Origin of the sequence: Cryobacterium lactosi (genome assembly GCF_004403945.1) — a bacterium.
Classification (GTDB): Bacteria; Actinomycetota; Actinomycetes; order Actinomycetales; family Microbacteriaceae; genus Cryobacterium; species Cryobacterium lactosi.
Genome location: NZ_SOHM01000040.1, coordinates 24,982 through 37,403, shown reverse-complemented (window position 1 = coordinate 37,403; position 12,422 = coordinate 24,982). Strand labels below are relative to the sequence as shown.

General features: G+C 68.3%; 11 protein-coding genes. 10 read left to right on the top strand and 1 reads right to left on the bottom strand.

The window, feature by feature from the left end; all coding sequences use genetic code 11:
* Positions 1–122 precede the first annotated feature (122 nt).
* The 8 genes from E3T61_RS18835 (at position 123) to E3T61_RS18800 (ending at position 9,647) form a co-directional block, all read left to right on the top strand.
* Entirely contained in the window at positions 123–1,094 is a 972-nt protein-coding gene (locus E3T61_RS18835) for a ribokinase (protein ID WP_241992684.1), read from the top strand.
* Between the two features lie 136 nt (positions 1,095–1,230).
* Positions 1,231–2,247, top strand: coding sequence for a LacI family DNA-binding transcriptional regulator (locus E3T61_RS18830; RefSeq protein WP_134642385.1), 1,017 nt, complete (start codon positions 1,231–1,233; stop codon positions 2,245–2,247).
* 100 nt (positions 2,248–2,347) lie between these two features.
* Positions 2,348–3,979, top strand: coding sequence for an ABC transporter substrate-binding protein (locus E3T61_RS18825; protein ID WP_241992683.1), 1,632 nt, complete (start codon positions 2,348–2,350; stop codon positions 3,977–3,979).
* A gap of 93 nt (positions 3,980–4,072) precedes the next feature.
* On the top strand, positions 4,073–5,050 hold the full coding sequence (locus E3T61_RS18820) for an ABC transporter permease (RefSeq protein ID WP_134642383.1): 978 nt from the start codon (positions 4,073–4,075) through the stop codon (positions 5,048–5,050).
* A gap of 13 nt (positions 5,051–5,063) precedes the next feature.
* On the top strand, positions 5,064–6,005 hold the full coding sequence (locus tag E3T61_RS18815) for an ABC transporter permease (protein WP_134642382.1): 942 nt from the start codon (positions 5,064–5,066) through the stop codon (positions 6,003–6,005).
* Positions 6,002–6,985: an ABC transporter ATP-binding protein gene (locus E3T61_RS18810; protein ID WP_134642381.1), complete on the top strand. Its 984-nt coding sequence runs from the start codon at positions 6,002–6,004 to the stop codon at positions 6,983–6,985. Before E3T61_RS18815 ends, E3T61_RS18810 begins: the two co-directional genes overlap by 4 nt.
* Positions 6,982–8,082: an ATP-binding cassette domain-containing protein gene (locus E3T61_RS18805; RefSeq protein ID WP_134642380.1), complete on the top strand. Its 1,101-nt coding sequence runs from the start codon at positions 6,982–6,984 to the stop codon at positions 8,080–8,082. Before E3T61_RS18810 ends, E3T61_RS18805 begins: the two co-directional genes overlap by 4 nt.
* Entirely contained in the window at positions 8,079–9,647 is a 1,569-nt protein-coding gene (locus tag E3T61_RS18800; protein WP_134642379.1) for a glycoside hydrolase family 32 protein, read from the top strand. Before E3T61_RS18805 ends, E3T61_RS18800 begins: the two co-directional genes overlap by 4 nt.
* 66 nt (positions 9,648–9,713) lie before the next feature.
* On the opposite strand, the gene E3T61_RS18795 is transcribed toward E3T61_RS18800, so the two are convergent.
* Positions 9,714–10,076: a sterol carrier family protein gene (locus E3T61_RS18795; RefSeq protein ID WP_134642378.1), complete on the bottom strand. Its 363-nt coding sequence runs from the start codon at positions 10,074–10,076 to the stop codon at positions 9,714–9,716.
* Between the two features lie 89 nt (positions 10,077–10,165).
* Between E3T61_RS18795 and purD the strand changes: the two genes are divergently transcribed.
* Together purD and E3T61_RS18785 are read left to right on the top strand one after the other, a co-directional pair.
* Positions 10,166–11,434: a phosphoribosylamine--glycine ligase gene (gene purD / locus E3T61_RS18790; protein WP_134642377.1), complete on the top strand. Its 1,269-nt coding sequence runs from the start codon at positions 10,166–10,168 to the stop codon at positions 11,432–11,434.
* The gene (locus E3T61_RS18785; protein ID WP_134642376.1) at positions 11,434–12,333 is read left to right on the top strand and encodes a phosphoribosylaminoimidazolesuccinocarboxamide synthase; all 900 of its coding nucleotides are present in this window, start codon (positions 11,434–11,436) and stop codon (positions 12,331–12,333) included. Before purD ends, E3T61_RS18785 begins: the two co-directional genes overlap by 1 nt.
* Positions 12,334–12,422 lie beyond the last annotated feature (89 nt).

Below are 12,422 nucleotides of genomic sequence, written 5' to 3'. Positions count from 1 at the left end.
TATTGTCGCACGGAGACATGTCGTATGGTTCGTGAGCGGCGGGGCCGGCGCCGCTGCCCGGGTGGCGCGCCACGGGCCCAGCGGCGCCTGGCCCGCACACCGGCATCCGTCAGACTGGGCGGGTGAACGATTCGAGCTCCACCTCCAGCCCCGCGACGACCATAACCAACCGGATCGCCGTGCTCGGCAGCGCCAACATGGACCTTGTGGTGCGGCAGCCCCGGCTGCCCAAGCCCGGCGAGACCATGTTCGGCAGTGGGTACAGCACCGTGCCGGGCGGCAAGGGGCTGAACCAGGCCGTGGCCGCGGCACGGCAGGGCGGAGCGGTGGACTTCATGGGCGCGGTCGGCAACGACGCCAACGGCACCGAGCTCCGCGGTGTCCTCGCCCTGCACGGGATCGGCGCGCGCGGCCTGGCCGACGTGCCGGAGCCCACCGGCACCGCGCACATCTCGGTGCTGGACTCCGGCGAGAACTCGATCGTCGTGGTCTCCGGGGCCAACGCGACCGTGACCGCGCTCGACGCTGAGCAGGAGGCCACCATCGCGCAGGCCAGGTTCCTGGTCATGCAGTGCGAGTTGCCGGTGTCGGCGCTTGTGGCCGGCATCCGCATCGCCCGGGCGAACAGAGTGTTCACCGTGCTCACCCCGGCTCCCGTACTGCCGTTGCCGGAGGGTTTCGTCGGGTCGGTAGACCTGGTGGTGCCCAACCAGATCGAAGCCACCGAGCTGACCGGCGAGGCCGACCCCGTTCGGGCCGCCGAGCTGCTCAGCGCCCACAGAACCTGGGCGATCGTGACGCTCGGCGCCGGGGGCTGTGTTCTCGCCTTTGACGGCACCGTCGTGGGTCTGGCACCCGCACGTCCGGTGAAGGCGGTGGACACTACCGCGGCCGGCGACACCTTCGTGGGAGCTTTGGTGGCTCGGCTGGCCGCCTTCGGATTGCCACTCGAGCTGTCCGCCGCCGCCATCTCCGAAGAACGGATGATCGACGCCGTGCGCTGGGCCACCGTCGCGTCGTCGATCTCGGTGACCCGTGCCGGCGCCACGAGTTCGATGCCGTCGCTGGCCGAGGTCGCGGCGATCCTGGCCTGAGCCGCCGCCGAGCCCAGATTTACGGGGGGTCTTGACACCGCTGAATTGCGGTCGCTAATGTTGTGTCACCGACTAACGCGCGTTAGTAACGCGAGATAGTCGCCGTTAGCACTTCAATGACGAAAGGCAGTGGGAGATGGCGATCAAGCGGGCCCGCAACGTGACGATGACGGATGTCGCGACCCGGTCCGGCGTCTCGCGCACCACGGTCTCCTTCGTGCTGAGCAATCGCGAGAACGCCAACATCCCCGACAGCACGCGGCAACGTGTCCTCGAGGCCGTCGACGCTCTCGGCTACCGGCCCAACGCCGGAGCGCAGGCCCTCGCCGCACAGAAGAGCGACTGGTACGGCCTCATCACGGAAATCGTCACCGCCCCGTTCGCCGTGGACATCATCAAGGGCGTGCAGGACAAGGCCTGGGACGAACGCAAGTTCGTGCTGATCGCCTCGAGCGAGGGCGACCAGGCCATGGAGACGGCCGCGATCGAGAAACTGCTCGAACAGCGCGTGGAAGGACTCATCTACGCCACCACCTGGCACCGCGCCGTCACGCTGCCGCCGGCAGCCCTCGAGGTTCCCACGGTGCTGATCAACTGCTTCGACCCCGAGGACCGGTTCCCGTGCGTGGTCCCGGACGAAGAGATCGGCGGCTACCGCGCCACCAAGCGCCTGCTCGACGCCGGGCATTCCCGGATTGCGTTCATCAACCTCGATCCCGCCATGCCCGCGGCCCTCGGTCGCCGCGCGGGCTTCGACCGCGCCCACGCCGAAGCCGGCATCACCGTCGACCCCGCACTGATCGTCTACGGGCACGCCCTGGCCGACGGCGGCTACGACGCCGCAGCCGCCCTGCTGGACTCTCCTGCGCCGCCCACGGCGTTCTTCTGCGGCAACGACCGCATGGCAATGGGCGCCTACGACGCCATCAAGGAGCGCGGCTTGCGCATCCCGCAGGACATCGCCGTGGTCGGCTTCGACAACCAGGAGATCATCTCCCAATTTCTTCGCCCCCGCCTCACGACGGTGGCGCTGCCCTTCGAGCAAATGGGCGCCATGGGCGTCACGATGCTCGCTGGGCTCATAGCCGGGGAACCGCTCAGCACCAACCGGATGCTGATCGACTGTCCGCTGCTTGAACGTGCGTCGGTCTGACTGCGAATCAGACCGACGCATTGCCACCCCACCACGCGCTCAGCGTCGATGAAAGGACACAATCATAATGCCACACTCCATACGAAAGAGCCGATCGGCCATGGCTTTGGCCGCGGTTCTCACCGGTGCCGTGCTGCTGGCCGGGTGCACTGCCGGCGGTAACGCCATCGACACCTCCGGCGACCAGCTGCTCACCATCCCGCGCGAGGACATGGGCACGTTCTCCCGCAACTTCAACCCGTTCACTCCCAACGCGGCACCGATGACGCAGCAGGCTGTCTACGAATCGATGCTCGTGTACAACCCGGCCGACGGCGGAACCACCCCGTGGCTGGCCACCGACTGGGTCGCGAGCGATGACGGGCTCGTGCTCACGTTCACCATGCGCGACGGCGTCACCTGGTCTGACGGTGAACCCATGATCGCCGGGGATGTCGCGTACACCTTCGAGCTGCAGAAGGAACTTCTCGGCGGCTTCGACTACCTCGACAGTGTCGAAGCAGACGGCGACCAGACGGTGCGGTTCATCCTGAACCGCCCCTACTCCCCCGCCCTGTACGAAATCGGCCAGCAGATCATCGTTCCCCAGCACATCTGGAAGGAGATCGACGACCCCGCCAAGGACACCAACGGCACCCCGGTGGGAACCGGGCCGTACACCGAGGTCACCAGCTTCCAGAGCCAGAGCTTCGACCTCGGCAAGAACCCGAACTACTGGCAGCCGGAGAAGCAGAAGATCGCGGGCATCCGCATGCTCGCCTTCGCCGGCAACGACGGTGCCAACCTCGCCGCGGTCAACGGCGAGGTCGACTGGGCCTATCAGTTCATGCCGGACATCGAGAAGTCCTTCGTCGCCAAAGACCCTGAACACCGCCAGTTCTGGTTCCCGTCCACGGGCTCGATGATCAACTGGCAGTTGAACACCACCAAGGCTCCCTTCGACGACGTCAACGTGCGCAAGGCGCTGAGCATGGCCGTGGATCGCGAGCAGGTCACCGACATCGCTATGAACGGCTACACGTCTCCGGCCGACTGCACGGGCCTCTCGGGCGCGTACACGACCTGGGTGGATGCCGACATCGCCGCATCCTGCGACTGGACGAATCACGATGTCGACGCAGCCAATGCGCTCTTCGACTCCGCCGGCTACCCTCTCGGCGCCGACGGCACCCGCACGCTTCCGGACGGGTCCCCGTTCACCCTGGACATCTCGGTGGGCTCCGCCTCGTCGGACTGGCTCTCCGCGGCCACCATCATTTCGCAGAACCTTGCCGAGGTCGGCATCACCGCGAAGGTCGATTCACCCGACTGGCCCACGGTCTCAGCGAGTTACGAGGACGGCAGCTTCGACACCGGAATCGTCTGGAGCAACAACGCCCCGACCCCGTACCAGTTCTACCGCGGTGTCATGTCAACCGACACGGTGAAACCGGTCGGCGAGAAGACCTTCGAGAACTACCACCGCTTTGCCAGCCCGGAAGCGGACGCCCTGCTCGCGACCTTCGCCGCCAGCTCCGACCCGGCGGCCCAGACCGAGGCCGTAAACGGACTCCAGGCCCAGTTCGACGCCGATGCGCCGGTCATCCCCCTGTTCGCCGGTCCGGAATGGGGGATGTTCACCGACACCCGCTTCACCGGATGGCCCACGGCCAGCGACCCGTACGCGACGCTCTCCACCAAGTCCCCCACGACGGTTCTCGTGCTGACCAGCCTGGAACCCGTCACGAAGTAGCGCTCGGCGGCACCCCCTCGCGGGGTGCCGCCCTCTGCGGCTGTCGGGCACCGGCATCCGCCCGATAGCCATGTCAAGAACGGAGCACAACCAGTGCGATTCATAGTGCGGCGGTTGGCTTTTTACCTCCTCGCCTTCTGGGTGTCGATCACCCTCAACTTCCTCCTGCCTCGGTTCATGCCCGGCGACCCCGTCACCCGCATGTTCGCCCAGGCGGCGAACAAGATGCAGCCCCACCAGATCGAGCAGCTGCGCCAGCTGTTCGGCCTGGACGAACGGCCGATCTGGCAGCAGTACCTCACCTACGTGCAGAACATCTTCACCGGTCAGATGGGCGTATCGATCTCCCGCTTTCCCACCCCCGTCTCGGAGGTCATCGGAAGCCAGATCGGCTGGACCCTCCTGCTCGGCGGCACCGCCCTGGTGATCGCCGTCCTGATCGGCAACCTCCTGGGCATCCTCGCGGCCTGGCGACGCGGCGGAGTCCTGGACTCAGTCTTCCCGCCGATTCTGGTCTTCGTGGGCTCGTTCCCCTACTTCTGGCTCGCCATGGCGGCGCTCTACCTGTTCGGGGTCGTGCTCGGCTGGTTCCCCATCCGGCACGCCTTCGACGCCGGAATGACGCCGGACCTGTCCTGGACCTTCGTCTCCAGCGTCGCCACACACCTGTTCCTGCCCGCACTGACCATCGTGCTGGTCTCGATCGGTGGCTGGATGCTCGGCATGCGCAACACCATGATCGCCACGACCGCCGAGGACTACATCCTCATGGCCGAGGCGAAGGGCCTGACGAACAACCGCATCATGTTCCGCTACGCCGCACGCAACGCCATGCTGCCCAGCGTCACCGCCTTCGGCATGTCCTTCGGCTTCATCGTGGGAGGCGCGCTACTCACCGAGGTGGTCTTCGCCTACCCGGGCGTGGGCTATCAGCTGCTCGCCGCCGTGCAGGGGCTGGACTACCCACTCATGCAGGGCATTTTCCTCACCATTACGGCCGCCGTGCTCGTTGCCAACTTCCTCGTTGACATCGTGTACGTGCGCCTCGACCCGCGCGTGCGGGTGAGCTGAGACGGAGAACATCATGTCTGTCACCAATCCCTCTGAAACCGTGGCGCTGGCCACACCGGATGCCCCCGCCAGCGCGCCGGCGTCCACCCGTCGGCCACGCCGGGGCTTGCTCCGCGGCATCCTGGGCAATCGCAAGGCGGCCTTCGGTGCCTGCGTGCTGCTGTTGTTCGGTGTGGTCGCGCTTGCGGCGCCGCTGCTGGCCCCCGGAAACCCGTCGCTCATCACGGCGATCGCCTCGCAGCCCCCGTCGCTGGAGCACCTGTTCGGCACTACCGCCAAGGGCCAGGACGTTCTCGCCCTGACCATGCACGGCGCAAGGACCTCGCTGCTGGTCGGCTTCGTCGTGGGAGCGGCGGCGACCCTGGTCGGTCTCCTGGTGGGCGTGGCCTCGGCCTATTTCGGGCGGGTCATCGACGACCTGCTCTCCCTGGTCACCAACGTCTTCCTGCTGATCCCCGGGCTGCCGCTGCTGGTGATCCTCGCCGCCTTCCTACCGCCGGGCATCGGAACCGTCGTCGTGGTGCTCATCATCACCGGCTGGGCCGGGTCGGCCCGGGTGCTGCGCTCACAGGCGCTGTCCATCCGCAGCAAGGACTTCGTCGCCGCCGCCGTCGTGACCGGCGAGCATCCGCTGCGCATCATGTTCCGCGAGATCTTGCCGAACATGGCCTCCATCGTGATGAGCACCTTCCTGGCCTGCGTCATCTTCGGCATCGGCGCCCAGGCGGGCCTCGAGTTCCTCGGGCTCGGCGACGCAAGCGTCGTGAGCTGGGGCACCAATCTGTACTGGGCAAGCAACGACGGAGCTCTGTTCACCGGGGCGTGGTGGGCCTTCGTACCGTCCGGCCTCTGCATCGCGCTGGTGGCATTCGCCCTGGCCATGGTCAACTACGCCGTCGACGAGGTCACGAACCCCCGGCTGCGCACGACGAAGAAGGGACGGACCCGCGCATGAGTACCACCCCGATCCTCGAGGTCACCAACCTGCGAGTGGAATACCACGGCGACAACCGCCAGGTGGTCGCCGTCAACGACGTATCGTTCAGCATCGGTGAGGGCGAGATCTTCGGCCTGGCCGGCGAATCCGGCTGCGGCAAGTCCACGGTCGCCAACGCCATCATGCGACTCCTGAAGGACCCCGCCGAGATCACGGGCGGGCAGATCAGGTTCAGGGGCCGAGACCTTCTGGCCATGCGCGGAGAAGAACTGCGCCGGTTCCGCTGGAAGGAGATCGCGATGATCTTCCAGAGCGCGATGAACTCGCTCAACCCTGTGATGACCATCGGGAGCCAGATGGTGGACATCTTCACCACCCACGAGGGGCTGTCAGTGAAGCAGGCCCGCAGCCGTTCGGCCGAGCTGCTGCGCCTGGTGAGCATCGATCCGGTGCGGTTGGACTCCTACCCGCATCAGCTCTCCGGGGGCATGCGCCAACGCGCCGTGATCGCTATGGCCCTCGCGCTGGAGCCCTCGCTGCTGATCATGGATGAACCGACGACCGCGCTCGACGTGGTCGTGCAACAGGAGATCATGGCGCAGATCAGCGATCTTCAGCGGCAGCTGGGGTTCTCGGTGCTCTTCATCACCCACGACATGTCCCTCATGGTGGAGCTGTCTCACCGCATGGCCGTCATGCACAGCGGCCGGCTCGTGGAGATGGCCGACGCGGAGCTGATGTTCGCCAGTCCCCTGCATCCGTACACGCTGTCGCTGATGAACGCGTTTCCGCCGTTGACCGGTCCGCGCGTTCGCCTGACCGGCCTGTCTGATTCAGTGCGCGCGACCGACGGCACCTCGGGGAGCTGCTCCTTCCACGTTGCCTGCCCACCCGACCGGGCCAACTGTTCCGGCAACATCCCCGACCTGCGCGAGGTCCAGCCCGGACGTTTTGTAGCCGAGCACCCGCGCACGAGCATCGAAGGAACCGCAGCATGACGACCGACACCGGCCAGCGCCGACCCAGCACGGCCCCGATCGACGACGTGAGCGTGCGGGTGCGCGGGCTCACGAAGGATTTCCCGCTCGGCGGGCTGTTCTCCAGACGAAGCATGCGCGCGGTGGACAACGTCGACTTCGATATCCCCCGCGGCACGATCGTTGCTCTGGTCGGGGAGTCCGGCAGCGGCAAGAGCACCGTGGCTCGAGCCCTCGCCCGCCTGGAACGGCCCACGGCCGGGTCGATCGTCGTCGGCGGCCGGGATGTGCTCAAGACCGAGAAGTCAGCGGCCTCCCGCCGGTACCGAGGCACGGTGCAGATGGTTTTCCAGGACCCGTTCGGCTCGCTGAACCCGGCGCACCGGGTGGAACACTTCCTGGAGCGGCCCCTGCGCATCCACGGCAAGGCACGAAGCCGCCAGGAGGTGCGGCGCCGATCCGCTGAGCTGATGCGCACGGTCGGGCTGACCGAAGACATGCTCGACAGCTACCCACACGAGCTGTCCGGTGGGCAGCGCCAACGGGTATCGATCGCGCGGGCGCTTGCCGTGGACCCCGAGATCATCCTCGCCGACGAGCCCACATCGATGCTCGACGTTTCGGTGCGCATCGGCATCCTCAACCTGATGGCCCGGCTGCGTGACGAGCGTGGCATCTCGATGCTGTTCATCACCCACGACCTGGCCTCGGCCCGGTATGTGGCCGACACCACGCTCGTGATGTTCGCCGGCGCCCTCGTGGAGGGCGGGGAGTCACTGGAACTGATGAAGAATCCATCCCATCCGTACACCCAGCTGCTGCTGTCGGCCGTTCCGGATCCGGCTCGGACCGTTCGCTACGACCCGCATCAGCGGGCGCTGCTACGGCGGGCGGTGCTGGCGCCGACCGCATGCCCGTGGCAGGGACCGGACTGCAGTGCCACCGTGCCGGTGCGGCACACCATAGGCCCCGATCACTGGGTGCGCTGCCACCTGTACGCGCCGCAGGTCTCCGCCGCAGCCAATCCGTTACTGACCGATTCCGACGCCCAACCCGACCTCGATTCTGCCCCCGACCTCGACGTCGCCCCGGCACCGACCAGAAAGGCCACCCGGTGAACCAGCTCCTCCCGCCCGTCCAGGAGCGTCCCGAACCGACGACCAGTCCAGACGCCCTTGTGACGCGCGCGGAGGGCGATTCGCACCGCCCACGCTTCCACTTCGTGTCCCCGGCCGGCTGGCTCAACGACCCGAACGGTCTGAGCCACTGGAACGGCGTCTACCATCTCTTCTACCAGTACAACCCACTCAAGGCCGTGCACAGCCGCATCCATTGGGGACATGCGACGAGCCCCGACCTGGTCACCTGGACCGATGCCCCGGTGGCCCTGGTCCCTGGCGACGACGCGGATGCCGCAGATGCCGACGGATGCTGGTCGGGGGTGCTCGTGAACGACAACGGGGTGCCGACGCTCATCTATTCGGGACGCCGCGACGAGCAGGAACTGCCCTGTGTCGCCGTGGGATCGAAGGATCTCACCGAGTGGGTCGTCGATGCGGCCAATCCGGTGATCTCCGCGCCGCCGGCGGCGCTGGAGCTGACGGCCTTTCGGGATCACTGCGTGTGGCCGCACCCTGGCGGTGGCTGGCGTCAACTCATCGGCTCCGGGATCCGTGGCCAGGGTGGCACTGCGCTGCTCTATGAATCGCCGGACCTGCGCAACTGGAGCTACCTCGGCCCGCTGATCGTGGGCGACAGCGGCGACCGGGACACCACCGCCGACGACTGGACCGGCACCATGTGGGAGTGCGTGGACCTGTTCCGGCTGGAAGCCGCGGGCGGGGACCACGAACCGGTCGACCCGGACGTTCTCGTGTTCTCGGCGTGGGACGACGGGGTGACCCGGCACACGCTGTACCTGACGGGTCGCTACAGCGGCACCCGTTTTGAGCGCACGGCCCTGCACCGGCTCGACTACGGCGGACGGTACTTCTACGCGCCGCAGTCCACCCTGGATGCGCGGGGCCGTCGGGTGATGTTCGGCTGGCTTCAGGAGGGCCGCTCCGACGCGGCGGCCGAGGCGGCGGGGTGGTCGGGCGTCATGTCGTTGCCGCGGCTAGTCAGCCGCTCCCCTGATGGCACCCTGTACCAGGAGCCGGTGCCGGAACTGGAAACGCTGCGGCGGGAGCATGTTCGCCTGGATGGATTTGTACTCACCAGAGGGGACCGCCGGGCCGGCCTGCTTCCGGGCGACCAGTTCGACATCGTGGCCGACCTGCACCTGGAGCCGGGATCCGAGTCCGAATTGGTTGTGCGGGCCACCGACGACGGCGCCGAACGCACCGTCATCCGGTTGTCCCGGCCCGACGACCCAGACGCCGACGTCACCCTGGAGCTGGTTCGCACGGCCAGCAGCCTTGACGCGACCGTGGATGCGACCTCGCGCAGCGGCCCGATCAGGCACGTCGACGGGCAGATCCATCTGCGGGTGCTCGCGGATCACTCTGCGCTGGAGATCTTCGCCAACGGACAACCGCTGGCTTGCCGCGTGTACCCGACCCGCGCGGACGCGCTGGGCGTCGAGTTCGTCGGCATCCGCGGCCGGGTGCACGTGAAGGAGGCCGCGTCGTGGCTCATGGCGGACATCTGGGACGCTCCGCGCCGGCTGTGGCCCGAACGCTAGAGATCCCGTTCAGCTCCCGCGGTGCGTCCGAACTGCGGCCCATCCGGAAGCGGCGCTTGGGTGCCGCTAGGGGAACAGGGGCAGCTCGGCGCTGAGGTCGGCGCGCTGCCCGGAGGCGTGGATGCGGCCGGAGCTGATGCCGTCGGGCCAGGCCAGGGTGCCGGTGGCCAGGGCCAGCCAGGTGGCGACATCCGTTTCGACCACGTTGGGCGGGGTGCCGCGGGTGTGCCGGGGGCCGGCTATGCACTGGGTGGCGCCGAACGGCGGCACGCGCACCTCGACGGTGTTGCCCTCGGCCTGCTCGGCGAGGATCTGCAGGGTGTACCGCACGGCGAGCGCCTTGGTGTCCCGGCTCGCGCCGGCCTCGTCGGCCAGGTAGGCCTTCACAGCGGTGCGGCCCAGTCCGTCGTCGATTCTTGCGCGTGCCATGCCTCCAGTCTGCCGTCTCCCGCACCGCGCCGTGACGCCGGGCGTCGGCCGAGGTGCGCGTCACCGTGTTGGCCGGGTAGCCTGATCCGGTGAGAATACTGGTCCTCGGTTCCGGCGCCCGCGAGCACGCCATCGTCACTGCCCTCCTGCGTGAGGAGCCGCGACCCCACGTGATCGCCGCACCCGGCAATGCCGGCATCGCCGCGGATGTGCCCGTGGTCGACCTCGACCCCACCGACTCCGATGTGGTGACCAACTTCGCCCAGGAGCACAACATCGACCTCGTCGTGGTGGGCCCCGAGGCTCCCCTGGTGGCCGGCGTCGCCGACGCCCTGCGCACCCGCGGCATCCCCGTGTTCGGACCGGGCCAGGCCGCCGCCGCCCTCGAGGGCAGCAAAACCTTCGCCAAGCGCATCATGGACGAGGCCGGCGTGCCCACCGGCCGGGCGGTGCGGGCCGGCAACCTCGCCGAGGCGCAGGGTGCGCTCGACGAGTACGGCGCCCCGTATGTGGTCAAGGCCGACGGCCTGGCCGCCGGCAAGGGTGTGCTCGTGACCACCGACCGCGACGACGCCCTCGCCCACGCTGTGCGCTGGCTGCAGCACGGTGCGGTACTCATCGAGGAATTCCTCGCCGGCCAGGAGGTCTCCCTCTTCCTGCTCAGCGACGGTCATTCCGTGCTGCCGCTCTCCCCCGCCCAGGACTACAAGCGCCTCGCCGACAACGACGAGGGCCCCAACACCGGCGGCATGGGCGCCTACTCGCCGCTGCCCTGGCTCGACGCCGGGTTCGGCAGCGAGGCCGCCTTCGTGGACGAGGTCATCGAGACCATCGCCCTGCCCACCGTGCGCCAGCTCGCCGCCGAAGACACCCCGTTCATCGGGCTGCTGTACTGCGGGCTGATCCTCACGGATGCCGGCATCCGGGTGATCGAATTCAACGCCCGCTTCGGCGACCCCGAGACCCAGGTCGTGCTGCCACGCCTGGTCACCCCGTTGAGCGGGCTGCTGCTGGCCGCGTCGACCGGCGAACTGGCCGGGCTGCCCCGCCCGGAATTCTCCGCCGACGCCGCCGTGACCGTGGTGATCGCCAGCGAGAATTACCCGGAGACCCCCGTGACCGGTCGTGCGATCACCGGGCTGGCCGACGCCGCCGCCGTGACCGGTGTGACCATCGCACACGCCGCGACCGCGCTGGAGGGCTCCACACTGGTCGCCACCGGCGGCCGGGTACTCAGCGTCGTTGCCGTGGGCACCGACTTCACCGAGGCCCGCGCCCGCGCCTACGAGGCGGTCGACCTGATCGGTCTCGAGGGCTCCCAGCACCGCGGCGACATCGCCGCCAAGGTCGCGAACTGATGGCCGCGCTGCAGCTGGACGGCTGGCAGCACGTCTACTCGGGCAAGGTGCGCGACCTCTACGTGCCGGATGGGGCCGCCGACCTGGCCGACGCCGACCGGGTGCTCGTTGTGGCCAGCGACCGGGTGAGCGCGTTCGACCATGTGCTCGAACCCGGAATCCCCGGCAAGGGCGAGCTGCTGACCACCCTGAGCCTGTGGTGGTTCGACCAGCTCGAGGGTGTGCCCAACCACCTCGTACCCGACCACGCCCTCGACGCATCGAGCCTGATTCCCGCTGCCGTCGCCGGCCGGGCCATGCTCTGCAAGACCCTGGACATGTACCCGATCGAGTGCGTGGTGCGCGGGTACCTCACCGGCTCCGGCTGGCTCGAGTACGTTGCCAGCCAGACGGTGTGCGGCATCCCGCTGCCCGCCGGCCTGCAGAACGGCGACCGGCTGCCCGAACCGATTTACACCCCTGCGTGGAAGGCGCCGATGGGCGAGCACGACGAGAACATCTCGTTCGAGCGCACCGTCGAGCTCGTGGGGGCCGACGTGGCGGCGGCGCTGCGGGATGCCTCGCTGGAGATCTTCCGCCGGGCATCCGTGATCGCGGAGACCGCCGGAGTGATTCTGGCCGACACCAAGTTCGAGTTCGGCGCCGACCGCGCCACCGGCCTGCTCACCCTCGGCGATGAGGTGCTCACCAGCGACTCCAGCCGGTATTGGGATGCGGCGCGCTGGCTGGCCGGGACCACGCCGGCGGAGCGCATGGCCAGCTTCGACAAGCAGATCGTGCGCGACTGGTTGGCCGCGCACTGGGACCAGACCGGCACCCCGCCGGAACTGCCCACCGAGATCGTGCAACAGACGGCGGCCCGGTACCGCGAGCTGCTCGGCCTGCTGACCGCCGCGTAGCCGAGTCAGCCGGCGACGAGTTGCCCCGCTCCGGACGAGTTGCTCCGGCCGAACGGGGCACCTCGTCCGGAGGTACGCAACTCGGTGTG

Bases quoted from the DNA above. Each gene is read 5' to 3' on its own strand.
- E3T61_RS18830 (WP_134642385.1), top strand. From the start codon at position 1,231: ATGGCGATCAAGCGGGCCCGCAACGTGACGATGACGGATGTCGCGACC.
- E3T61_RS18825 (WP_241992683.1), top strand. From the start codon at position 2,348: ATGGCTTTGGCCGCGGTTCTCACCGGTGCCGTGCTGCTGGCCGGGTGC.
- E3T61_RS18815 (WP_134642382.1), top strand. From the start codon at position 5,064: ATGTCTGTCACCAATCCCTCTGAAACCGTGGCGCTGGCCACACCGGAT.
- E3T61_RS18810 (WP_134642381.1), top strand. From the start codon at position 6,002: ATGAGTACCACCCCGATCCTCGAGGTCACCAACCTGCGAGTGGAATAC.
- E3T61_RS18805 (WP_134642380.1), top strand. From the start codon at position 6,982: ATGACGACCGACACCGGCCAGCGCCGACCCAGCACGGCCCCGATCGAC.
- E3T61_RS18795 (WP_134642378.1), bottom strand. From the start codon at position 10,076: ATGGCACGCGCAAGAATCGACGACGGACTGGGCCGCACCGCTGTGAAG.
- E3T61_RS18785 (WP_134642376.1), top strand. From the start codon at position 11,434: ATGGCCGCGCTGCAGCTGGACGGCTGGCAGCACGTCTACTCGGGCAAG.